At 69.3% G+C, this 22249-nt stretch carries 20 protein-coding genes; 17 read left to right on the top strand and 3 right to left on the bottom strand.

The annotated features are described in order from the left end of the window. Nucleotides 1-17 precede the first annotated feature (17 nt). The 3 genes from NM203_RS19190 to NM203_RS19180 are packed head-to-tail and all read left to right on the top strand — an operon-like array spanning nt 18 to nt 4587. Nucleotides 18-1640 (top strand): fatty acid kinase ATP-binding subunit FakA, encoded by a 1623-nt coding sequence (locus NM203_RS19190; protein ID WP_255062266.1) that lies wholly within the window; start codon nt 18-20, stop codon nt 1638-1640. Between the two features lie 2 nt (nt 1641-1642). Continuing rightward, the gene (gene recG / locus NM203_RS19185) at nt 1643-3886 is read left to right on the top strand and encodes an ATP-dependent DNA helicase RecG (RefSeq protein WP_255061777.1); all 2244 of its coding nucleotides are present in this window, start codon (nt 1643-1645) and stop codon (nt 3884-3886) included. Beyond that, complete coding sequence (locus NM203_RS19180; protein ID WP_255061775.1) at nt 3883-4587, top strand: HNH endonuclease family protein; 705 nt, start codon at nt 3883-3885, stop codon at nt 4585-4587. The genes recG and NM203_RS19180 overlap by 4 nt, the downstream gene beginning before the upstream one ends. A 49-nt stretch (nt 4588-4636) precedes the next feature. On the opposite strand, the gene NM203_RS19175 is transcribed toward NM203_RS19180, so the two are convergent. The 3 genes from NM203_RS19175 to NM203_RS19165 form a co-directional block, all read right to left on the bottom strand. Continuing rightward, nucleotides 4637-4966 (bottom strand): DUF202 domain-containing protein, encoded by a 330-nt coding sequence (locus NM203_RS19175; protein WP_255061773.1) that lies wholly within the window; start codon nt 4964-4966, stop codon nt 4637-4639. Further along, complete coding sequence (locus NM203_RS19170) at nt 4963-5337, bottom strand: YidH family protein (RefSeq protein ID WP_255061767.1); 375 nt, start codon at nt 5335-5337, stop codon at nt 4963-4965. Before NM203_RS19170 ends, NM203_RS19175 begins: the two co-directional genes overlap by 4 nt. A 65-nt stretch (nt 5338-5402) precedes the next feature. Beyond that, nucleotides 5403-6242 carry an aldo/keto reductase gene (locus NM203_RS19165; protein WP_255061765.1) on the bottom strand — a complete coding sequence of 280 codons (840 nt, stop codon included), beginning with the start codon at nt 6240-6242 and terminating at the stop codon, nt 5403-5405. 107 nt (nt 6243-6349) lie between these two features. On the opposite strand from NM203_RS19165, the gene NM203_RS19160 reads away from it, so the two are divergent. The 14 genes from NM203_RS19160 to ftsY all read left to right on the top strand — a co-directional run bounded on the left by NM203_RS19160 (nt 6350) and on the right by ftsY (nt 22125). Further along, complete coding sequence (locus NM203_RS19160) at nt 6350-7462, top strand: alpha/beta hydrolase (protein WP_255061763.1); 1113 nt, start codon at nt 6350-6352, stop codon at nt 7460-7462. Nucleotides 7463-7505: 43 nt separating this feature from the next. Continuing rightward, nucleotides 7506-8309 (top strand): DsbA family protein, encoded by an 804-nt coding sequence (locus NM203_RS19155; RefSeq protein WP_255061761.1) that lies wholly within the window; start codon nt 7506-7508, stop codon nt 8307-8309. Continuing rightward, on the top strand, nt 8306-8911 hold the full coding sequence (locus NM203_RS19150) for a vitamin K epoxide reductase family protein (protein WP_255061759.1): 606 nt from the start codon (nt 8306-8308) through the stop codon (nt 8909-8911). The genes NM203_RS19155 and NM203_RS19150 overlap by 4 nt, the downstream gene beginning before the upstream one ends. Nucleotides 8912-8931: 20 nt before the next feature. After that, complete coding sequence (locus tag NM203_RS19145) at nt 8932-12360, top strand: pyruvate carboxylase (protein WP_255061758.1); 3429 nt, start codon at nt 8932-8934, stop codon at nt 12358-12360. Further along, nucleotides 12357-12914, top strand: coding sequence for a 16S rRNA (guanine(966)-N(2))-methyltransferase RsmD (gene rsmD / locus NM203_RS19140; protein WP_255062265.1), 558 nt, complete (start codon nt 12357-12359; stop codon nt 12912-12914). The genes NM203_RS19145 and rsmD overlap by 4 nt, the downstream gene beginning before the upstream one ends. A gap of 11 nt (nt 12915-12925) precedes the next feature. Next, a complete protein-coding gene (gene coaD / locus NM203_RS19135; protein WP_255061756.1) occupies nt 12926-13399 on the top strand; it encodes a pantetheine-phosphate adenylyltransferase in 474 nt (157 codons plus the stop codon). 81 nt (nt 13400-13480) lie between these two features. Next, nucleotides 13481-14218: a cell division protein SepIVA gene (sepIVA, locus tag NM203_RS19130; RefSeq protein WP_255061754.1), complete on the top strand. Its 738-nt coding sequence runs from the start codon at nt 13481-13483 to the stop codon at nt 14216-14218. 92 nt (nt 14219-14310) lie between these two features. Next, complete coding sequence (locus tag NM203_RS19125) at nt 14311-14877, top strand: YceD family protein (protein ID WP_255061753.1); 567 nt, start codon at nt 14311-14313, stop codon at nt 14875-14877. Next, nucleotides 14874-15581, top strand: a complete 708-nt coding sequence (gene rnc / locus NM203_RS19120; protein WP_255061752.1) for a ribonuclease III — start codon at nt 14874-14876, stop codon at nt 15579-15581. The genes NM203_RS19125 and rnc overlap by 4 nt, the downstream gene beginning before the upstream one ends. Nucleotides 15582-15587: 6 nt before the next feature. Next, a complete protein-coding gene (mutM, locus tag NM203_RS19115) occupies nt 15588-16454 on the top strand; it encodes a bifunctional DNA-formamidopyrimidine glycosylase/DNA-(apurinic or apyrimidinic site) lyase (RefSeq protein ID WP_255061749.1) in 867 nt (288 codons plus the stop codon). Between the two features lie 16 nt (nt 16455-16470). Beyond that, nucleotides 16471-16881, top strand: coding sequence for an OsmC family protein (locus tag NM203_RS19110; protein WP_255061748.1), 411 nt, complete (start codon nt 16471-16473; stop codon nt 16879-16881). Next, complete coding sequence (locus NM203_RS19105; RefSeq protein ID WP_255061747.1) at nt 16874-17149, top strand: acylphosphatase; 276 nt, start codon at nt 16874-16876, stop codon at nt 17147-17149. Before NM203_RS19110 ends, NM203_RS19105 begins: the two co-directional genes overlap by 8 nt. Nucleotides 17150-17187: 38 nt before the next feature. Continuing rightward, nucleotides 17188-20796, top strand: a complete 3609-nt coding sequence (gene smc, locus NM203_RS19100; RefSeq protein WP_255061746.1) for a chromosome segregation protein SMC — start codon at nt 17188-17190, stop codon at nt 20794-20796. A 30-nt stretch (nt 20797-20826) separates the two neighbouring features. Further along, nucleotides 20827-22125 (top strand): signal recognition particle-docking protein FtsY, encoded by a 1299-nt coding sequence (gene ftsY, locus NM203_RS19095; protein WP_255061743.1) that lies wholly within the window; start codon nt 20827-20829, stop codon nt 22123-22125. Nucleotides 22126-22249 lie beyond the last annotated feature (124 nt).

Raw genomic sequence — 22249 nt, 5'->3', positions numbered from 1 at the left:
GTGGGGTGGACGTCGAGATGGTGCCGCGTCGCCTCGACGCGATCGCGCTGCGTGACTGGGTGCACCGGTCCGTCGACGAGCTCATCGCGCACACCGACGAGATCAACCGCCTCAACGTCTTCCCGGTGGCCGACGCCGATACCGGCACCAACATGCTCTTCACCATGCGTTCGGGGTGCGCGAGCACCGACTCCGCCGCCGGATCGGACGTCGTCACCGTCGCCGCGGCACTCGCCGAGGGTGCGCTGACCGGCGCACGCGGCAACTCGGGGATCATCCTGTCGCAGATCCTGCGCGGTCTCGCCGACGTCATCGCCGGCGCCGCGGCCGAACGCGAGCAGCTCACCGAGATCGACGGCGCGGTCTTCGCCTCGGCGCTGCGGCACGCGGTGGCCCTGGTCGTGACCTCGATCGGGGAGAACGTGGAAGGCACCATCACCTCGGTGCTGCAGGCCGCGGCCACCGCCGCCGAGGACGCCGCCGACGCCGGGCACGACCTGGCGGGCGTGGTGGCCTGCGGCGCCGACGCGGCGGCCGCCGCGCTGGAGGACACCACGCGCCAACTCGACGTGCTCGCCGAAGCGGGCGTCGTCGACGCCGGTGGCCGCGGCCTGCTCGTCCTCCTCGACGCGATGACGACCACCGTCACCGGCCGGGTCACCGAACGACGGACCTACCTGCCGGCCGAGCGCACGTCGGGCCCGGCCGCGACGGCATCCGCAGCCCCGCAGTTCGAGGTGATGTACCTGCTCCGCGGATGCGACCACGCCGGGGTCGAGGCACTGCGCGAACGGCTGGCGACGCTCGGCGACTCGATCGTCATCGCCGCGTCCGGCGGTGGCGACCACTACTCCGTGCACGTGCACACCGATGACGCGGGCGCCGCCGTGGAGGCGGCCCTGGATCTCGGCGCGCCCAGCCGGATCCAGATCACCTCGCTCGCCGGTGGGGCGGCTCGGCCGGCCGCCGGCTGGAGCCGGGACCGCGCGGTGCTCGCGATCGTCGACGGGGACGGGGCCGAGGAACTGTTCGCCGGTGAGGGCGCCCGCGTGCTCAGGCGACACGGCGACACGGCGATCAGCGCGAAGCACCTGCTGCGCGCGTTCGTCGACACCGGCGCCGCCCGGGTGATGGTGCTGCCGAACGGATTCGTCGCCGCGGAGGAACTGGTGGCCGGATGCACCGCCGCGACGGGCTGGGGCATCGACGTCGTGCCCGTGCCCACCGGATCGATGGTGCAGGGGTTGGCGGCCCTCGCCGTACACGACGCGGGCAGGCAGGCCGTCGACGACGGCTACACCATGGCGCGGGCGGCCGCGTCGGCCCGGCACGGGTCGGTCCGGGTGGCCACCGAGGAGGCGCTGACGTGGGCGGGCATGTGCAAGCCCGGCGACGGCCTCGGCATCGCGGGTGACGAGGTGCTGCTCGTCGGTGACGACGTCGCCGCCGCGGGTGCCGGCCTCATCGATCTGCTCCTGACGTCCGGGGGCGAGCTGATCACCGTGCTCACCGGGGCGGGCGTCGACGACTCCGTCGGCGAGGCGCTGCAGGACCACGTGCACCGCGAGCACCTCGGCGCTGAGTTGGTGACCTATCACACCGGACACCTCGGCGACGCGCTGCTGATCGGGGTGGAGTAGCCGTGGTTGCGCTGTCCGACAAGCTCGTTCACGTGCTTGGCGCCAAGACTGCCAAGAAGCTCGACGAGCACTTCGGCATGGTCACCGTCGACGACCTGTTGCGGCACTACCCGCGCAAGTACAGCGACGGGATGGCCGTCCGTGAAGAGGGTGCTGAACTCGACATGGAGGAGGGCCAGCACGTCACCTTCGTCGACACCATCACCGACGTCGACGTGAGGCAGATGAGGCCGCAACCGGGTAAGCGGCCCCGCAAGTACCTCGTCGTCACGCTCGGCCGTCACAATCCGAAGGTGACGGCGACGTTCTTCAACGCCGACTGGATGATCAGGGAACTCGAAGAGGGCACCAGGGTCATGCTCTCCGGCGAGGTGTCGTTCTTCCGCAGAACCATGCAGTTGACCCACCCGGCCTTCCTGGTGCTGGAATCGGCTAGCGGCCGGAACATCGGCACCAAGGCGATGAAGGCCATCGCGGGGGATGCGGTGGATCCCGCCGAGATGCTGTCCCTCTTCCAGCGCGACTTCTTCCCGATCTATCCCGCGAACGCGAAGGTGCAGAGCTGGGATCTCTACGCCTGCATTCGGCAGGCGCTCGACGTGCTGGATCCCATCGACGACCCACTGCCGGAAAGCATTCGGCGGCAATGGGATCTGTGCTCGGAAGACGAGGCACTTCGCGGTATCCACCTCGCCGAACGGGTCGAGGACCGCGAGCGTGCCACCGCCAGGCTCACCGTCGACGAGGCGGTCGGTCTGCAGTGGGCGCTGGTGGCGCGCCGGTACGGGGCGCAGAGCGAGACCGGCCCACCCGCGCCGCAGCGCGCCGACGGACTACGCGCCGCGCTCGAGACGCGGTTGCCGTTCGCGCTGACCGCCGGTCAGGTCGCCGTGCTCGACACGATCTCCGGTGAGCTCGCCGAGAAGCGGCCGATGCACCGCATGCTGCAGGGTGAGGTGGGCTCGGGCAAGACCATCGTCTCGGTGCTCGCGATGACGCAGCTGGTCGACGCCGGCTACCAGTGTGCGCTGCTGGCGCCGACGGAGGTGCTCGCCACCCAGCACGCCCGCTCGATCCGCGACGTGCTCGGACCGCTGGGGCAGGCGGGTGAGCTCGGCGGCGTCGAGGGCGCCACCAGGGTCGCGTTGCTCACCGGATCGATGACGGCACCGCAGAAGCGCGAGGTGCGCGACGAGATCGCCTCCGGCGCAGCGGGAATCGTGGTGGGAACGCACGCGCTGATTCAGGACACGGTGGACTTCCACAACCTCGGCCTCGTCGTCGTCGACGAACAGCACCGGTTCGGCGTCGAACAGCGAGACCGGTTGCGCGCGAAGGCCTCCGACGGTGTCACCCCGCACCTGCTGGTGATGACCGCAACCCCGATTCCGCGAACGGTGGCACTGACCGTGTACGGCGATCTCGAGACCTCGGTGCTGCGCGAGCTGCCACGGGGCAGGCAGCCCATCACCTCCAACGTGATCTTCCTGCGCGAAGACCGGAATCGTACGAAGCCGTGGATCGACCGGGCCTGGCAGCGCATCCGCGAGGAGGTCGAGGCGGGCCGCCAGGCGTACGTCGTCGCCTCGCGAATCGACGAGTCGGACAAGGAATCCGGGGAGCAGGCCGGACCGCCCGCGAAGACCGTCATCGAGATGCTCGAGTACCTGCGAAGCGGGCCGCTGACGGGGCTGCGGATCGGCCTGATGCACGGCAGGCTGTCGGGCGACGAGAAGGACGCCGTCATGACGTCGTTCCGCGGCGGTGAGATCGACGTGCTGGTGTGCACGACTGTCATCGAGGTCGGCGTCGACGTCCCCAACGCCACGGTGATGTTCGTGATGGACGCCGATCGGTTCGGCATCAGCCAGCTGCACCAGCTGCGCGGCCGGATCGGTCGCGGCCAGCACCCGAGCCTCTGCCTGCTCGCCACCAACATGTCGGAGGATTCGCGGGCGGGGGAGCGGCTGAAGGCGGTGGCCGGCACCCTGGACGGTTTCGAGCTCGCCGATCTGGACCTGCAGGAGCGCCGTGAGGGCGATGTGCTGGGGCTGAGTCAGAGCGGTCGCCCCATCACGCTGCGGCTGCTGTCGCTCGCCGAGCACCGCGAGATCATCGAAGCGGCGCGCGAATTCGCGGATGCGCTGTACGCCGAGGATCCGACGCTGGTCCGCAATCCGGGCATCGCGACGCTGGCCGCGCCGTTCAGCGACACCGACCGCGTCGAGTACCTGGACAAGGCGTGACGCGAGATCGGGGGTGGCTGTTCGCAGGTGTCGTGTTGGCGGTCGTCATCGCGATCCAGGTCGCCGTCGTCAGCCAGCGCACGCCGCAGTACATCGCACGCGCGGACGTGCCGACGATCGCGCCGGGGGCCGACGTACTCGCGGGCGTCCCGGAGATTCCGGAGCGCATCCGCGGAAACGACTATCGCAGAGCCGCTTTCGGAGAGTCCTGGACCGACGACACCAGCGCACCCGGCGGCCGCAACGGCTGCGACACCCGCAACGACATCCTGGACCGCGATCTGGTCGACAAGGTCTACGTCGCGATCACCCGCTGCCCGACGGCGGTGCAGACCGGCGTGCTCTACGACCCGTACACCAATGTCGTGGTCAACTTCACCAGGGGCAACCAGGTGGGCGCCGCGGTGCAGATCGACCACATCGTGCCGCTGGCTCTGGCGTGGGATCTGGGTGCCCGACTCTGGCCCGACGACCTCCGGGCGCGGTTCGCCAACGACCCGGCGAACCTGATCGCGGTGTCGGGGCCGGCCAACCAAAACAAGGGTGATTCGCCACCGGGAGACTGGATGCCGCCCAACCGCGCGTTCTGGTGTCAGTACGCCGTGCAGTTCGTCGCGGTGCTGCGAGGCTACGGGCTGCCGATCGACCAGCGGTCGGGCATCGTCCTTCGCGACGCCGCCGCGACCTGCCCGGTGGGATGACGTCGGTTGTTCGCCGCGCGGCCATCCCAGCTCCCGGCGTGCATTCGATTCACGCGGACAGCGCGCACACCTGGGTGACGACAAGCGCGATCACCGCGGTGAATCCGACGACCACCGCCGGCATGGCGAACCGCGCGATCGGGTTCCGTCCGGATCGAACCGCGCCCACGATGCGGCGGTAGCGCGCCGGCACCACGGCGAGAAGCGCCAGGCCCGCACCCGCCGTCAACACGACGGCGGGCCAAACGGGCAGGTGCTCGACCAGACTCCAGCGGCACAGAAGGGCGCCATTGGCCAGGAGCCCGATCGCGGTGCGCTGCCACGCGAGAGCCGTCCGCTCGGCCTGCGCCCCGACGTCGAACAGCCCGGCCTCGGTCACAGCCCGCTCTCCGCCAGGAACACCAGTACGGCGGCTGCGATGACGACAATGGCCGCCCCCGCAACGATCAGCTTCGGGAGTGGGTCGCGGGGCAGTGAGCGGTTCTCCCGAAGAGCGCGCTCGGTGCGATCCCAGCGGACGTAGGCGCCCACCACCACGGTCAAGGACAACACCAACAGGATGACGATGATCGTCATGCGCATCGGCCGCGGACCGAAGTCGTGTACCAGACTGGCTAAGGCGATGGCACCGGCGAGCAGCGCGAGTCCGGTTCTGAACCACGCCAGGAACGTTCGCTCGTTGGCCAGCGTGAAGCGGTAATCGGGGTCGGTGCCGACCTCGTGGGTCGGCCGTCGGTCACGCCACGACATCGATCTCCTCATTCGCCGACCGAATCGCCCCAGCACCGCGCCGACGGTGCGAGCCCGAATCGTGGCTAGGTGCCCGTGTAGGTAGCCGGATCCGGACGGAACCGGGTGCCGTCGTCGAGGGCGTTGAGCGCGTCCATGTGCTCGGCCGCCAGCTCGAACTCGAAGACGTCGGCGTTCTGCGCGATCCGCTCCGGCGACGACGACCGCGGGATCACGACGTTGCCCAGCTGCAGGCTCCAGCGGATCAGCACCTGCGCGGGGGTCTTGCCGTACTCGCCTGCCACGGAGGTGACGGTCGGGTTCTCCAACAGCGCGCCGACGCCCAGCGGCCCGTAGGCCTCGGTGACGATCCCGTGCTCGGCGTTAACCGCCCGCAGCTCAGCCTGATTCAGCAACGGGTGCAGTTCGATCTGGTTCACCGCGGGCACGAAGTAGGCCAGATCGATGATGTTCGACAGATCCTCGGCCTGGAAGTTGCACACGCCGATCGACTTGACGGTTCCGACGTCCTTCTGCCGCATCATGCCGCCGAAGCTGTCGATGTACTTGTCGGGATTGCCCGCCGGCCAGTGGATCAGGTACAGGTCGACGTAGTCGAGGCCGAGCCGCTCGAGGCTCGCGCCGATCGCGTCCTGGGTGGCCTTGAAGCCCTGATCCTCGGTGGCCAGCTTCGTCGTCACGAAGATCTCGGCGCGGGGGACACCCGACTCGCGGATCGCCTTACCGACGATCGCCTCGTTGCCGTAGGCGGCGGCGGTGTCGATCAGCCGGATGCCGATCTCGAGTGCCGCGGCGACCGCGCGCTCGGTGTCGGCGTCCGAGAGCTCACCGACGCCGATGCCGAGCGCAGGGATGGAATTCTCATCGTTGAGCGCGACATTGGGAATAGCAGCCGGGGAGGTCATGTCCACCTACTTGTTGAAGTTGACGTGCGGGACCTGACGATATTACCGACGCTTACGAGCTACCTAATCTTCCGCATCTCCCGCTGCGCGCGCTAGCGTCACTGATCATGAGCCAAGCTGCCGTCCGTGAGATTCCGCACGCCGTGGCGGGCCGGCCGAGCCGTGCCAGGCTCGCCGCGCTCAACGCGGTCAGCGGCGTCGCACTGCGGGCCCTCCCGCGCATCCCCGATCCCGTCAAGCGCGTGCTCCTCGGTCGCCGCAGAGTCAGCGTCGACGGCAACACGCTCGACACCACGCTGCAGCTGATGCTCACCATGCAGAAGGCGTCCGGACTGAGCGGGCTGGTCGCCAGCGATGACATCGCCGTCGCGCGCAACCAACTCCGTTCGCTCGCCGGCGCGATCGACGCCCCGATCATCGTGGCCAGCAACGACATCACGGTGACCGGCGCGGCCGGCCCCCTGCGCGCCAGGCACTACGCCCCCGCGGCCCCGGACGGCGCGCCGCTGCTGGTCTTCTATCACGGCGGCGGTTTCACGGTGGGCGACATCACCACTCACGACGCGCTGTGTCGTCTCCTGTGCCGCGACGGTGCCGCACACGTCATCTCGGTGGACTACCGGCTGGCGCCCGAGCACGAGGCGCCCGCCGCGGTGGACGACGCGTACGCCGCCTACCGCTGGGCCCTCGACCACGCCGCCGACCTGGGTGCCGACCCGCTCCGGGTGGCGGTCGGCGGCGACAGTGCCGGTGGCAACCTCGCCGCCGTCGTCTCGATGCTGGCTCGCGACGACCGCGCGCAGCTACCCGCGCTGCAACTGCTGTTCTATCCGGTCGTCTACTCGTTCCACGGCGACACCCGCTCCAAGGGGCTGTTCTCCGACGGGTTCTTCCTCACCAGATCCGATATGGACTGGTTCGAGCGCCTCTATCTCGACGGTGCGTCGATCGACACCGCCGACCCGCGGATCTCGCCGCTGCTCGCCGACGACCTCTCCGGCCTGCCACCCGCGCTCGTCGTCACCGCGGGTTTCGACCCGCTGCGCGACGAGGGGGACAGCTACGCGGAGGCACTGGTCGCGGCCGGTGTCGCGGTCGACCACCGGCGCTACGGCACCCTCGTCCACGGGTTCGCGAACTTCTTCCCCCTGGGCGGTGACAGTGAGACCGCGACCCTCGAGGTGGTTTCCGCTGTTCGCGCACATCTGACCCGAGCCTGAGAGCGGCTCCGAAGCGGGTCGGGGACGCCGGTACATTAGTGCCGTGGCTCAAAAACCCAAGAAGACCGCGGCCTACGACCTCAAGGCCGCCGACCGCAAGCGGAGCATGCTGATTCGGATCGCGCTCACCGCGACGGTCATCGTCATCGCGGCGGCGCTGTTCGGGTACATCGTGCTGTACGGCAAGAAGCCCGCCGACGGTGAGGCGAAGGCGATCCGGGTGGCGACGAGCAACGTCATCACCAAGGACGGCACCAGCGAGCCCAAGGCCGTCATCTCGATGTACGAGGACTTCCTGTGCCCGGTGTGCCGTCGATTCGAGGGCGAGTACGGCCCCACGATCACGCAGCTCATCAACAGCGGAGCCGTCGCCGTCGACTACTACATGGTGGCGATTCTCGACTCCCCGGCCACGCAGAACTACTCGTCGCGGGCGGGCGCAGCAGCGTACTGCGTGGCGGACGAGGACAAGACCCCGAACAAAGAGGTCTTCAGCCGCTTCCACGCCGCGCTGTACGCCCAGCAGCCCAGCGAGACCGGCACGGTGTTCCCCGACGACGCGGCGCTCGTCGAGACGGCCCGCCAGGCCGGTGCGGTGGGCGACGTGCCCAACTGCATCAACAGCGGTCGCTACACCGACATGGTGAGCGACCTGGCGGGCAACACCGGAACCAGGGCCACGCCGACCGTGAAGATCAACGGCGAGGACTACCAGTACTCGACGCCGGACGCCCTGGTCGCCAAGATCAAGGAGATCGTCGGCGACGTGCCCGGTCTGACGGCCGCGCCGTCGCAGCCGGTGCCCCCGCCGCCGCCGTCCATGCCCGCTCCCGCGCCGGCGCCGTGACCGTCACCGCGCCGGAGGAGACCCGCACCGGGGTGCGGGTCCCGCACGCGAGTGCGGTCTGGGTGCTCGTCGCGGGTGCCATCGGGCTGGCCGCGGCGACCGCCCTGACGATCGAGAAGGTCGAACTTCTCATCGATCCGGCGTACGTGCCGTCGTGCAGCATCAACCCGGTGCTGTCCTGCGGTTCGGTGATGGTCACCCCGCAGGCGTCGGCGTTCGGTTTCCCCAACTCGCTGGTCGGCATCGTCGCGTTCACCGTGGTGCTCGTGACCGGTGTGCTCGCCGTGTCGAAGGTGCAACTGCCGCAGTGGTATTGGCAGGGTCTCGCGGTCGGCACGCTGCTCGGCACGGTGTTCGTGCACTGGCTGATCTTCCAGAGTCTGTATCGCATCGACGCGCTCTGCCCGTACTGCATGGTGGTGTGGACGGTGACGATCCCCTTGCTGGCGGTCGTGACGTCGATCGCCCTGCAACCGCTCGCGGGCAATCCGATCGCCAGGTTCCTCTACCAGTGGCGCTGGTCGCTGGTCGCCCTGTGGTTCACCGCGGTGGTGCTGATGATCCTCGCCCAGTTCTGGGATTACTGGTCCACCCTCATCTAGGGTTTACGGCGTGATCTGCCGTGATTTCTAAGCTGCTCGTCGCCAACCGTGGAGAGATCGCGATCCGCGCTTTTCGCGCCGCGTACGAGATGGATATCGCCACGGTGGCGGTGTACGCATTCGAGGACCGCAATTCGCCGCACCGGTTGAAGGCCGACGAGTCGTATCAGATCGGCGACGAGGGTCACCCGGTCCGGGCGTACCTGTCCGTGGACGAGATCATCCGGGTGGCGCGCCATTCCGGGGCCGACGCGGTGTATCCGGGTTACGGGTTCCTCTCGGAGAACCCGGAGTTGGCGAGCGCGTGCGCGGAGGCCGGGATCACGTTCGTCGGTCCCGGTGCCCACGTGCTGGAGTTGACGGGTAACAAGGCGCGCGCGATCGCCGCGGCGCGTGATGCGGGACTGCCGGTGCTGGCGTCCGCGGCGCCGTCGGCGTCGGTGGACGAATTGGTCGCGGCTGCCGAGGGCATGACGTTTCCCCTCTTCGTCAAGGCGGTCTCGGGCGGTGGGGGGCGCGGGATGCGCCACGTCGCCGAGCGTTCGGCGCTGCCCGAGGCGATCGAGGCCGCGAGCCGGGAGGCGGAGTCGGCGTTCGGTGATCCGACGGTGTACCTCGAGCAGGCGGTGATCAACCCGCGCCACATCGAGGTGCAGATCCTGGCCGACGCCCGCGGCGAGGTGATCCATCTCTTCGAGCGGGACTGCAGTGTCCAGCGCCGCCATCAGAAGGTGATCGAGCTCGCTCCCGCGCCGAATCTGCCTGCGGAGTTGCGGGACCGGATGTGCGCCGACGCGGTGGCGTTCGCCCGGCAGATCGGGTACTTCTGCGCGGGCACGGTCGAGTTCCTGCTCGATGAGCGGGGCAATCACGTGTTCATCGAGTGCAATCCACGGATTCAGGTGGAGCACACGGTGACCGAGGAGATCACCGATGTGGACCTGGTGTCCTCGCAGTTGCGGATCGCCGCGGGGGAGACCCTGGACGATCTCGGTCTGAGTCAGGACAGCCTGCAGATCCGTGGTGCGGCGATGCAGTGCCGGATCACCACCGAGGATCCGGCGAAGGGTTTCCGTCCCGACACCGGCCGGATCACCGGCTACCGGTCACCGGGCGGAGCGGGGATCCGCCTCGACGGCGGCACCAATCTGGGGGCCGAGATCTCCGCGCACTTCGATTCGATGCTGGTGAAGCTGACGTGCCGCGGCCGGGATTTCTCGATCGCGGCGGCGCGGGCGAAGCGGGCGCTGGCGGAGTTCCGCATTCGCGGCGTCAGCACCAACATCCCGTTCCTGCAGGCCGTGCTCGACGACCCGGATTTCCGGGCGGGCCGGGTGACGACGTCGTTCATCGACGATCGGCCGCAGTTGCTGACCGCGCACATCCCCGCCGACCGCGGCACCAAGATGCTCACCTACCTGGCCGAGGTCACGGTCAACTCGCCGTATCGCGACCGGGAGCGCGTCTACCCCCAGGACAAGCTGCCCGAGATCGACGTGGACGCGCCACCGCCCGCCGGTTCCAAGCAGCGCCTCGTCGAACTCGGGCCCGAGGGTTTCGCCCGGTGGCTCAGGGACTCTCCCGCGGTCGGTGTCACCGACACCACGTTCCGCGATGCCCATCAGTCGCTGCTGGCGACGCGGGTGCGCTCGTCGGGGCTGCTGGCGGTGGCGCCGTACGTGGCCAGGATGACCCCGCAACTGCTGTCGATCGAGTGTTGGGGTGGGGCGACTTACGATGTGGCGCTGCGGTTCCTGAAGGAGGACCCGTGGGAACGGCTCGCGTCGTTGCGCGAGGCGATCCCGAACATCTGCCTGCAGATGCTGCTGCGCGGCCGTAACACCGTCGGCTACACCCCCTACCCCGAACTGGTCACGCACGCGTTCGTCGACGAGGCCACCCGCACCGGAGTCGACATCTTCCGGATCTTCGACGCGCTGAACAACGTCGACTCGATGCGCCCGGCGATCGACGCGGTGCGCGAGACCGGCACCGCGGTCGCGGAAGTGGCGATGTCCTACACCGGCGACCTGTCCAACCCGAACGAGACGCTCTACACGCTGGACTACTGGCTGCGTCTCGCCGAACGGATCGTCGACGCCGGCGCTCACGTGCTGGCCATCAAGGACATGGCGGGGCTGCTGCGGCCACCGGCGGCCACCACCCTGGTCACCGCGCTACGCAGCCGTTTTGATCTGCCCGTGCACGTGCACACCCATGACACCCCCGGCGGTCAGTTGGCCACCTATCTCGCGGCGTGGCAGGCCGGCGCGTCCGCGGTCGACGGCGCCGCCGCCCCGCTGGCGGGCACCACCAGCCAGCCCGCACTGTCCTCGATCGTGGCCGCCGCGGCGCACAGCGACCGTGACACCGGCATCGATCTCGACGCCGTCTGCGCGTTGGAGCCGTACTGGGAGGCGCTGCGCCGGGTCTACGAACCGTTCGAATCCGGGTTGCCTGCCCCCACCGGGCGGGTCTACACCCACGAGATCCCTGGCGGGCAGTTGAGCAACCTGCGCCAGCAGGCCATCGCGCTGGGACTGGGCGGACGCTTCGAGCAGATCGAGGAGGCCTACGCCGGTGCCGACCGGATCCTCGGCCGACTGGTCAAGGTCACGCCGTCGAGCAAGGTCGTCGGCGACCTCGCGCTGGCCCTGGTGGGCGCGGGCACCACGGCCGACGAGTTCGCGGCCGACCCCGCGCACTACGACATCCCCGACTCCGTCATCGGATTCCTGCGCGGCGAACTCGGCGACCCGCCCGGCGGCTGGCCCGAACCCCTGCGCACCAAGGCCCTCGAGGGTCGTGCCGAACCGAAACCGTTGCAGGAGTTGGCCGCCGACGACGAGAAGCTGCTCGCCGAGCCCGGCCCGCAGCGTCAGGCGACGTTGAACCGACTCCTGTTCCCCGGTCCCACCAAGGAATTCGAGTCGCATCGCGAGATCTACGGCGACACCTCGAGGTTGAGCGCCAACCAGTTCTTCTTCGGTCTGCGCCACGGTGACGAGCACCGCATCCAGATCGACAAGGGCGTCGACCTCATCGTCGGCCTGGAGGCCATCTCCGAACCCGACGAGCGCGGCATGCGCACCGTCATGTGCATCATCAACGGCCAGTTGCGGCCGGTTCTGGTGCGTGACGAGTCCGTGGCCAGCGAAGTGCCCGCTGCGGAGAAGGCCGACAAGACCAACCCCGACCACGTCGCCGCGCCGTTCGCGGGCGTCGTCACCGTCACCGCCAGGGCCGGCGACGCCGTCGAGGCGGGTCAGACGATCGCGACCATCGAGGCCATGAAGATGGAGGCGGCGATCACCGCGCCCAAGGCGGGCACCGTCGCTCGGGTGGCGGTGGCGGAGACCGCGCAGGTCGAGGGTGGGGACCTGCTGGTGGTCGTCGGTCCGGCGGGCAGGAGCGAAGCGACCGGGGAATCGACCGGGGGTTCAACCTGACCCGGATCATCGGTGGGAGGTTCGGCGGGCGTCGACTCACGGTGCCCCCCGGATCCGGCACCAGGCCCACCACCGATCGGGTCAGGGAGTCGCTGTTCAACGTGCTCGCCGCACACCTCGACTTCGACGGCCTCGCCGTACTGGACCTCTACGCCGGCTCCGGCGCCCTTGGACTGGAGGCGCTTTCGCGCGGTGCCGCGTCCGCGACATTCGTCGAGTCCGACCGACGGGCGGCGACGGTCATCGCCGACAACGTGAGGAGTCTCGGAGCGACGGGCGCGGTGGTGCGCGACGTTCCGGTGGTCACGCTGCTGACCGGCCGACCGCCACAGCCCGCCGATCTGGTGTTCGCCGATCCGCCCTACGAGGTGTCGGCGACGGACGTCCAGGCCGTGCTCAGTGCGCTGGTCACGGCTGAGTGGGTGGCCGACGGCACGGTCGCCGTGGTCGAGCGCGCCGCCGCGGGTCCCGAGTTGGCCTGGCCTGGCCGGTGGACGGCGTGGCAGACACGGCGCTACGGCGACACCCGGCTCGAGTTCGGCGAGTTCGCGTAGCCTGCTTCACCATGAGCGGAGCGGTGTGCCCAGGATCCTTCGACCCGATCACGCTCGGGCACGTCGACGTCTTCGAGCGTGCTGCCGCCCAGTTCGACGAGATCGTCGTCGCCGTCCTGGTGAACCCGAACAAGACCGGCATGTTCACCGCGGAGGAGCGCATCGAGTTGATCCGCCAGTCCACCGCCCACCTGCCGAATCTGCGCGTCGAGTCGGGCTCCGGGCTCGTCGTGGACTTCGCGAAGTCGCGCGGTCTGACTGCGATCGTCAAGGGCCTGCGCACCGGCACGGACTTCGAGTACGAACTGCAGATGGCGCAGATGAACAAACACGTCGCGGGCGTCGACACGTTCTTCGTCGCGACCACCCCGCGCTACTCGTTCGTGTCGTCATCGCTCGCCAAGGAGGTCGCGACCCTGGGCGGCGACGTGTCGGAACTGCTGCCCGAGCCGGTCAACGTGGCCCTGCGAGCGAAGCTGCGTTAGCGACACACCGGCGTGGCACATCAGTCACACGAGTAACACCAGGCACACTGGTACCAACGACCAGACCTGGAGGGTGTTGCCGTGTACCGAGTATTTGAGGCGCTCGACGAGCTCGGCGCGATCGTGGAAGAGGCCCGCGGTGTGCCGATGACCGCGGGCTGCATGGTGCCGCGCGGCGACGTGCTCGAACTGATCGACGACATCAAGGACGCCATCCCCGGCGAACTCGACGACGCCCAGGACGTGCTCGACGCGCGCGACGGCATGCTGCGCGACGCCAAGGAGCACGCCGACACCATGGTGGGTAACGCCACTGCGGAGGCGGATTCGCTGCTCAACCACTCCCGGACGGAAGCCGACCGCATCCTGTCCGAGGCCAAGGGGCAGGCGGACCGGATGGTCGCCGAGGCGCGCCAGCACAGCGAACGCATGGTCGGCGAGGCGCGTGACGAGGCCAGCCGCATCGCCGCCACCGCGAAGCGCGAGTACGAATCCAGCACCGGGCGGGCCAAGGCGGAGGCGGATCGGCTCATCGAGAGCGGAAACCTCGCCTACGAGAAGGCCGTTCAGGAGGGCATCAAGGAGCAGCAGCGCCTGGTGTCCCAGACCGAGATCGTGCAGACGGCGACGAACGAGGCGACCCGACTCATCGACGCCGCCCACGCCGAGGCGGATCGCCTTCGCGGGGAATGCGACATCTACGTCGACAGCAAGCTCGCCGAATTCGAGGATTACCTCAACGGCACGCTGCGCTCGGTCGGCCGCGGTCGGCATCAGCTGCGTACGGCGGCGGGCACACACGACTACGCCCAGCGTTAGCGCCTGATGGGTTAGCGCCTGACGGGTTCGTCAGTCGCCGGTCGTCGGTACGGCGGGCAGGAGCGAAGCGACTCGGGGATATTCTTGGCGCCATGGCGAAACCCGGTGCACAGCGCGGCCCTCGATCGCCCCTCGTGATCGACATCGCCCGCTTGGGGCGGCGGCCGGGTTCGATGAACACGCTGCAGGAAACGGTGCCCGCGCCCCGGCGGATGGGCGTCGAGGTCATCGGCATCGCCGAGGGGGCACCGCTCGAGCTGGACCTCACCCTCCAGTCGGTGTCGGAGGGTGTGCTGGTCACCGGCACGGTGTCGGCGCCCACGGAGGGGGAGTGCTCGCGGTGCCTCACGCCCATCGAGTCCGACCTCGAGATCGACATCACCGAACTGTTCGCGTACCCCGGCAGTGAGACCGCGGCCACCACGGAGGACGACGAGGTCGGCCACGTCGTCGACGACACCATCGACCTCGAGCAGACGATCGTCGACGCCGTCGGCCTCCTGCTGCCGTTCTCGCCGCTGTGCACTGAGGACTGTCCGGGGCTGTGCCCGGACTGCGGGACGCCGCTGGCGACCGCCGGCGCGGACCACCACCACGACAAGATCGATCCGCGCTGGGCCAAGCTCGCGTCGATGCGGCCGCCGGAGGACGCCGAATGACACAGGATCGGGGCCCGCTGCTCGCGGCGCTGGGCGTGGTGCTGCCCGACGAACTGCTGACGGTCGCGCTCACGCACCGCAGCTACGCCTACGAGAACGGCGGGCTACCCACTAACGAGCGGCTCGAGTTCCTCGGCGACGCCGTGCTCGGCCTGGTGATCACCGCAGAGATCTACGACAAGTACCCGGACCGCAGCGAGGGCGAACTGGCCAAGTTGAAATCGGCCGTCGTCAACACGCAGGCCCTCGCGCAGATCGCACGCGGCATGGCCGGCGACGGGCTGGGCGCGTACCTGCTGCTCGGTCGCGGCGAAGTCGCCAGCGGAGGATCGCAGAAGGCCAACCTGCTCGCCGACGGGCTCGAATCGCTGCTCGGCGCGACGTACGTCCAGCACGGCCACGAGGTCGCACGCGAGGTCATCATCACGCTGTTCAGCGACCTCCTGCACACCGCCGCGGCGCTGGGAGCGGGCCTGGACTGGAAGACCAGCCTGCAGGAACTCGCCGCCGCGAGGCGACTCGGCGTGCCGTCGTACGCCGTCAGTTCCACTGGGCCCGAACACGATAAGGAGTTCACGGCCCGCGCGGTGGTCAACGGCGTCGACTACGGCGAAGGCACCGGCCGCACCAAGAAAGAGGCCGAACAGGGGGCTGCCGCCGCCGCGTACGCCGCTCTGGACGCCATGCCCGACGTGGAGTCCTGACGCCCGATGCCCGAACTTCCCGAGGTCGAGGTCGTGCGCCGGGGATTGGACCGCCACGTCGTCGGCCGCACCATCAGCGCGGTGCGGGTGCACCATCCGCGGGCGGTGCGCAGGCACGAGGCGGGTGCGGCCGATCTCACCGCGCGCCTACTCGACAGCCGGATCACCGGGACCGGCCGCCGCGGGAAGTACCTGTGGCTCACCGTCGACGACGGCGAGGCGCTCGTCGTGCATCTCGGGATGAGCGGGCAGATGCTGCTCGGTCCGATCCAGAAGTCCGAACATCTGCGCATCGCAACGCTTCTCGATGACGGCACCGCCATGAGCTTCGTGGACCAGCGCACGTTCGGCGGCTGGATGCTGACCGATCTGGTCACGGTCGACGGCACCGAGGTGCCCGCCCCGGTCGCCCACATCGCCCGCGACCCCCTCGACCCCCGCTTCGACCGTGCCGCCGTGGTGAAGGTGTTGCGCGGCAAGCACTCCGAGATCAAGCGGCAACTGCTGGATCAGACCGTGGTGTCCGGCATCGGCAACATCTACGCCGACGAATCGCTGTGGCGGGCGAAGGTCAACGGAGCACGAATCGCCGAAACGCTCACCAAGCCGACGCTCACGTCCATCCTCGACCACGCGACCGACGTGATGACCGACGCTCTCGGCCAGGGCGGCACCTCGTTCGACTCCCTGTACGTCAACGTCAACGGCGAGTCCGGATACTTCGACCGCTCACTCGACGCGTACGGCCGTGAGGGGGAACCGTGCAGGCGCTGCGGTGCGGTCATGCGGCGCGACAAGTTCATGAACCGCTCGTCGTTCTTTTGTCCACGGTGTCAACCGAAGCCGCGTCAACCACGCCCGCGCGCTGTCTAACGAATGGAATGCACACATGACCGAACTCTGGGTGGAGCGCACGGGTGTGCGCCGCTACACCGGCCGCAGCACCAGGGGCGCCGAAGTGCTCGTCGGGTCCGAGGACGTCGACGGTGTCTTCACACCCGGTGAGCTGATGAAGATCGCGCTCGCGGCCTGCAGCGGGATGTCCAGCGATCACTCGCTGCGCAGCCGTCTCGGCGACGACTACTCGGCCACGATCAAGGTGTCCGGCGCAGCGGACCGGGAGCGCGAGGTCTACCCGCACCTCGACGAACGCCTCGAGGTCGACCTCAGCGCGCTCAGTGACGAGGACAAGGTGAAGCTGCTGACGATCGTCCGCCGCTCCATCGACAAGGTCTGCACCGTCGGGCGGACGCTCAAGGAGGGCACCGAGGTGAACCTCACGGTGACCGACGTTGGCTGAGGTCCGGCTGTCGGCGTGGGTGCACGGTCACGTGCAGGGCGTCGGGTTCCGCTGGTGGACGCGCGCGCGTGCGCTCGAGCTCGGCCTGACCGGGTTCGCCGCCAACAAACCCGACGGCCGGGTGCACGTCCTGGCACAGGGCCCACGGGAGGCGTGTGAACAGCTGCTCGACCTGCTGCGCAGCGACGCCACGCCCGGCCGGGTCGAGAAGGTCATCGAGGACTGGAGCGACGCCGGCGAACCGATGACCGGATTCGCCGAAAGGTAGAGCCTGGCAGCAGGTGGCGAAAGGTAAGGTGGCACGCCATGCACCTCAAGAGTCTGACGCTGAAGGGCTTCAAATCCTTCGCCTCGCCGACGACTCTGCGCTTCGAACCGGGCATCACCTGTGTGGTCGGGCCCAACGGCTCGGGCAAGTCCAACGTCGTCGACGCCCTGACCTGGGTGATGGGTGAGCAGGGTGCCAAGACCCTGCGCGGCGGCAAGATGGAGGACGTCATCTTCGCGGGCACGTCGTCGCGTGCGCCGCTCGGCCGCGCCGAGGTGACGCTGACGATCGACAACTCCGACAACGCGCTGCCGATCGAGTACTCCGAGGTCTCGATCACGCGGCGGATGTTCCGCGACGGCGCAGGCGAATACGAGATCAACGGCAGCAGTTGCCGTTTGATGGACGTGCAGGAACTGCTCAGTGACTCCGGCATCGGCCGGGAGATGCACGTCATCGTCGGCCAGGGCAAGCTCTCGGAGATCCTGGAGTCCCGCCCCGAGGACCGACGGGCGTTCATCGAAGAGGCCGCGGGCGTGCTCAAGCACCGCAAGCGCAAGGAGAAGGCGGTCCGCAAGCTCGACTCGATGTCGGCGAACCTGAACCGTCTGACCGACCTCACCACCGAACTGCGGCGCCAGCTCAAACCGCTTGGCAGGCAGGCAGAGATGGCGCGCCGCGCCGCGACCATCCAGGCGGACCTGCGCGACGCCCGCCTCCGGCTGGCGGCCGACGACCTGGTGACCAGGCAGTCGGAGTACAACAACACCAATCAGACCGAGTTCACGCTGCGCCGCGAGCACGACGAACTCGCCGCCCGGATGGACGAGGCGGCCATCGAGCTCACCGCGCACGAGTCGGCGGTCACGGGGCTGTCCGGGCGCGCCGAAGCCGCGCAGCAGACGTGGTTCCGGCTGTCGGCGCTCGCCGAGCGAGTCGGCGCGACCGTGCGCATCGCCTCCGAGCGCACCCAGCTGCTCGACGTCGAGGTCGAAACCTCGCCCGGTGCCGATCCCGACGCGATGGAACGCGAGGCCGACGAGATGGCCGCGCGGGAGCAGGAACTGCACACCGAACTCGAGTTCGCACGGGCCACCCAGGAGGCCACGCGCGCCGAACTCGCCGAGCGCGAACAGCAGGCGGCGGAGGCCGAGCAGGCCCACCTCGCGGCGGTGCGCGCCGAGGCCGACCGCCGTGAGGGACTCGCCCGGTTGGCGGGCCAGGTGGACACCATGCGAACCCGCGTCGAGTCGATCGACGAGGGCGTCGCGCGTCTGACGGCGGCCATCGAGGAGGCCGCCGCCCGAGCGCAGCAGGCGCACGCCGAATTCGAGACCGTGCAGGGCAGGGTGGGTGAGCTCGACGCCGGCGAGGCCGGACTCGACGAGCATCACGATCGGACCGTTGCCGCGCTTCGTCTCGCCGACGAGCGAGTCGCCGAGCTCCAGGCGGGGGAGCGTAATGCCGAGCGGCAGGTGGCGTCCATGCGCGCCCGCATCGATGCGCTGGCAGTCGGCCTGGACCGCCGCGACGGCGCGGCCTGGCTGCAGAAGAACCACACCGGCACAGGACTTTTCGGCACCGTCGCGAAGCTGGTGCGGGTCCGGCCGGGCTACGAGGTGGCGATCGCGGCGGCGCTGGGGTCGGCGGCGGACGCGGTGGCCGCCGAGGACTTCGGCGTCGCGCGAGCCGCGGTGGCGGCGCTGAAGGCGGCCGATGGCGGCCGGGCTGCGATCGTGCTCGGGGACTGGCCGCAGAAGGCTGCGGCACAACGCGATTCGCTGCCCGACGGCGCCGAGTGGGCGCTCGATCTCGTCGAGATGCCCGACCGGCTGCACGGTGCGATGGACGCGTTGCTGCACGACGTGGTGGTGGTCCGGGATCTGGCCGCCGCACTGGACCTGGTGTCGGCCCGCAGACAGTGCCGGGCCGTCACCGTCGACGGCGACCTCGTCGGATCCGGCTGGATCAACGGCGGCTCCGATCGCAAACCGAGCACGCTCGAGATCACCTCCGAGATCGAGAAGGCCCGCTCGGCGCTGCTCACCGCGGAACGCCAGGTGAGTGAGATGGGTGCTGCCCTCTCGGGGGCGCTCAGCGAGCAGACCGCTCGGCACGACGCGGCGGAGCAGGCGCTCGCCGCGCTGAACGAGTCGGACGCCGCGATCTCGTCGATCTACGAACAGCTGGGCCGCCTCGGCCAGGACGCCCGCGCCGCCGATGAGGAGTACGACCGGCTCGTCCGGCAGCGCGTCGAACTCGAAGCCAATCGGACGGGCACCGTCGAGGAGCTCACCGCGCTTGAGACCCGGCTGCACAACGCGCAGCAGGAACCACTGTTCGACGCCGAGCCGGAGGATCGCCAGGAGATCGTGTCGGCCGCCGAAACCGCTCGCGCTGCCGAAATCGAGGCTCGCCTCGCCGTGCGTACAGCCGAGGAGCGCGCGAATGCCGTTCGCGGACGGGCTGATTCGCTGCGCCGGGCCGCCGCCGCCGAGCGTGAGGCGCGAGTGCGCGCCCAACGCGCGAGGGAGGCCCGCGAGCATGCGGCCGCGGTGGCCGCTGCGGTCACCGAGGGGGGCCGGCTCGTCGCGGAACGGCTGGCCGGAGCCGTTGCCGTGGCCTCGCGCAACCGGGACGAGCTGTCCGCCGAGCGCACGGCGCGCACCGAGGCGCTCGCCAAGGTCCGTGAAGAGGTCAACGAACTGTCGACGCGGATCACCGCGCTCACCGACGCCCTGCACCGTGACGAGGTCGCCAAGGCGCAGGCGGCGCTGCGGATCGAGCAGCTCGAGCAGCAGGCGCTCGAACAGTTCGGCATGGCGGCCGCCGACCTGATCGCCGAGTACGGCCCCGACGTCGAGTTGCCGCCGACTGAGCTCGAGATGGCCGAGTACGAGCAGGCCAGGGAGCGCGGTGAACAGGTCACCGCACCCGCGCCGCTGCGTTTCGACCGGCCGACGCAGGAGCGGCGCGCGAAGAAGGCCGAACGCGAGCTCAACGAGCTGGGCAGGGTGAACCCGTTGGCGCTGGAGGAGTTCGCCGCGCTCGAGGAGCGGTACAACTTCCTCTCGACACAGCTCGAGGACGTCAAGGCCGCCCGCAAGGACCTGCTCGACGTCATCGCCGATGTCGACGACCGCATCCTGCAGGTGTTCGCCGAGGCGTACGCCGATGTGGAGCGCGAGTTCACTCAGGTGTTCTCCAAGCTGTTCCCCGGCGGGGAGGGCAGGCTGCTGCTCACCAACCCCGACGACATGCTCACCACCGGCATCGAGGTGGAGGCGCGGCCGCCGGGTAAGAAGATCAAGCGGCTGTCGCTGCTGTCCGGTGGCGAGAAGTCGCTGACGGCGGTCGCCATGCTGGTGGCGATCTTCCGGGCCCGCCCCTCGCCGTTCTACGTGATGGACGAGGTGGAGGCCGCGCTCGACGACGTGAACCTGCGTCGCCTCATCGGTCTGTTCGAGCAGCTTCGAGAGCGCTCCCAGCTGATCGTCATCACCCATCAGAAGCCGACGATGGAGGTCGCCGACGCGCTGTACGGCGTCACGATGCGCGACGACGGCATCACGACGGTCATCTCGCAGCGCATGCGGGGCCAGGAGGTTCCGGCGGGGCAGGAGCCGGTGGCGTCGGCCGCCAACTAGCCGAGTCGTTCCTCCTGAGACAATGACCGCGTGCTCGAACTTCCCGCAGGTGTGTGGATCGCCGTAGCGGTCATCGCCGTCCTCGTTGTCGCCGCGCTCGTCGTCGGGCTGGTGCGATATCGGAAACGGCAGATCAGCCTGTCCAAGCCGGACACCGCGACGCCGATCGACAAGTCGGGTGGTTACACCGCGTCGTCGACCATCAGCTTCACGCAGTCCACCACGCTGCCCACCGTCGGGGACGACGCCGAGGTGCCGCGCGACGCACCGAAACGGACGATCTCCAACGTCGCACTGCCCGAACCGACGGTCGAACCCGAACCGGTGCCGGAACCGGTAGCCGAACCGCTGCCGGAACCGGTAGTCGAACCGGAACTCGAACCATCGACGCCCGCGATCGACGAGATCGCCCCGACGTCGGGACGGCTGGAACGTCTGCGCGGTCGGCTGTCCAAGTCGCAGAACACCCTCGGTCGCAGCGTGCTCGGCCTGCTGGGCGGCGGCGATCTCGACGAGGCGTCGTGGGAGGAGATCGAGGACACGCTCCTGATCGCCGACCTCGGTCCGGTGGTGACGGAGTCCGTGCTCAGCGCGCTGAGGGCGGGCATGGCCAGCAGCACCGTGCGCACCGAGGCCGACGCCCGAACGGTGCTGCGCGACGTCCTCATCGCCGAACTGAAACCGGGGCTGGAGCGTTCGATCAAGGCGCTGCCGCACGACGACAAGCCGTCGGTGCTGCTCGTGGTCGGGGTGAACGGCACCGGCAAGACCACCACCGTGGGCAAGCTGGCGCGCGTGCTGGTCGCCGACGGCCGCCGCGTCGTCCTCGGTGCGGCCGACACGTTCCGCGCCGCCGCCGCCGATCAGCTGCAGAGCTGGGCCTCGCGAGTGGGTGCCGACGTCGTCCGCGGACCAGAGGGCGCCGACCCGGCATCCGTCGCGTTCGACGCCGTGGACAAGGGCATCGCCTCCGGCGCCGACGTCGTCGTCATCGACACCGCGGGTCGGCTGCACACCAAAACCGGCCTGATGGACGAGCTGGGCAAGGTGAAGCGCGTCGTCAGCAAGCGCGCGGACGTGGATGAGGTGTTGCTGGTGCTCGACGCCACGATCGGTCAGAACAGCCTGCCGCAGGCGCGGGTTTTCGCGGAGGTCGTGGAGATCACCGGCGTGGTGCTCACGAAGCTCGATGGAACGGCCAAGGGCGGGATCGTCTTTCGCGTGCAACAGGAACTCGGTGTGCCGGTGAAGCTCGTCGGACTGGGTGAGGGGCCGGATGACCTGGCGCCGTTCGAGCCCGCTGCGTTCGTCGATGCGCTGCTTGGCTAGGTGTACTGACCACGGACGTTGGTGACGGCGTGGTGAGGTGACAAGACGAAGACCTCCGGGTGAAGTGCGAGCTGTCTAGGAACGCACCAACTCACCTCGGAGGTCTTCGTGGTTCACCGTAATG

Source organism: Mycolicibacterium arenosum (assembly GCF_024320865.1).
Lineage (GTDB): Bacteria > Actinomycetota > Actinomycetes > Mycobacteriales > Mycobacteriaceae > Mycobacterium > Mycobacterium arenosum.
The sequence above is the reverse complement of the archived record's forward strand: the minus strand, read 5'-3'. Positions and strand labels throughout refer to the sequence as shown.

Bases quoted from the DNA above. Each gene is read 5' to 3' on its own strand.
- NM203_RS19170 (WP_255061767.1), bottom strand. From the start codon at position 5,337: ATGTCGTGGCGTGACCGACGGCCGACCCACGAGGTCGGCACCGACCCC.
- coaD (WP_255061756.1), top strand. From the start codon at position 12,926: ATGAGCGGAGCGGTGTGCCCAGGATCCTTCGACCCGATCACGCTCGGG.
- rnc (WP_255061752.1), top strand. From the start codon at position 14,874: ATGACACAGGATCGGGGCCCGCTGCTCGCGGCGCTGGGCGTGGTGCTG.
- NM203_RS19165 (WP_255061765.1), bottom strand. From the start codon at position 6,242: ATGACCTCCCCGGCTGCTATTCCCAATGTCGCGCTCAACGATGAGAAT.
- NM203_RS19160 (WP_255061763.1), top strand. From the start codon at position 6,350: ATGAGCCAAGCTGCCGTCCGTGAGATTCCGCACGCCGTGGCGGGCCGG.
- NM203_RS19190 (WP_255062266.1), top strand. From the start codon at position 18: ATGGTGCCGCGTCGCCTCGACGCGATCGCGCTGCGTGACTGGGTGCAC.
- mutM (WP_255061749.1), top strand. From the start codon at position 15,588: ATGCCCGAACTTCCCGAGGTCGAGGTCGTGCGCCGGGGATTGGACCGC.
- smc (WP_255061746.1), top strand. From the start codon at position 17,188: ATGCACCTCAAGAGTCTGACGCTGAAGGGCTTCAAATCCTTCGCCTCG.
- NM203_RS19125 (WP_255061753.1), top strand. From the start codon at position 14,311: ATGGCGAAACCCGGTGCACAGCGCGGCCCTCGATCGCCCCTCGTGATC.
- NM203_RS19110 (WP_255061748.1), top strand. From the start codon at position 16,471: ATGACCGAACTCTGGGTGGAGCGCACGGGTGTGCGCCGCTACACCGGC.